Source organism: Vibrio sp. 1580, assembly GCF_033340055.1.
Map to the genome: position 1 here is coordinate 1 of NZ_JAWOVT010000148.1, position 856 is coordinate 856.

An 856-nucleotide genomic window follows, 5' to 3' on the forward strand; every position below is an offset into this window, starting at 1 on the left:
GTACCCGGGCCAATGTAACCAAACTCGTAGCTGTAGGTTGTATTGCCTTCTTCGTCTTGCGATTCATTCACATTAGCTACCGCAACTGGCGCGTTGAGTGGAGCTGTCGCGCCCATATCGCCCATGGTTGAGCGATCCATGGAACCCGCATACAGGTAAACAGAGTGAACGGCAGGCACATCATGAATCGCGTTCCATGCCGCACTGTCTGCTTCGCAAGCTTGGTATTGCACGTTACTTACCGTGCCAGCGATATGGCCTGAATCTGATGCGTTCACCAAACTTACTGCATTCGAGTTCATATTCATGTGTTCTTGGCCGACTGGATCCGCCAAACCTTTACGCAAATCAAACTCTACAACGTAGCTATTGTGCCCAGTATGAACTTTTACATACTGACCTTTTTGGGAAAACTTCAAGCGACCCTGATCGCTGGTATCGGGCTTAAAGCCAAAGCAGCTACCACGACTTGGAACAACAAGACCTTTTACTGAGCCATCAGTTTTTTCGACATACGATAGAGACGTATCATTCAACTGTCGGCCATCTTTGGCGTACACGCATATGGCGTAATCACCCGGAGGAATTTGTTGGTCGCGAATGATGGTTTTAGCATTTTTCCCTTGGTATTCCATCAAATCAACTTGATGTAGCGCGCCGCTCTCGCTTGCGTCTAGCAGAATGTGATCGCCAGTTTGCTCGCCCGTTTCTGGGTCAAAGGGAATTAAAACTACGTCTTTAAATGCTAAGACCACTTTGTTGGCGTCATCCACAGGTGCATCTGAGACACCAAGAGAAAACGTAGCGGATTCTGTATTTGATGAAGAGTCGTCGCCACCGCAGCCAGTCAGTAGTA

At 48.2% G+C, this 856-nt stretch carries 1 protein-coding gene; it reads right to left on the reverse strand.

Annotation, left to right across the window (positions count from 1 at the left end; genetic code table 11):
• A partial coding sequence (locus R7093_RS24635) for a DUF4382 domain-containing protein (RefSeq protein ID WP_318146941.1) occupies window positions 1–856 on the reverse strand: 856 nt, incomplete at both ends.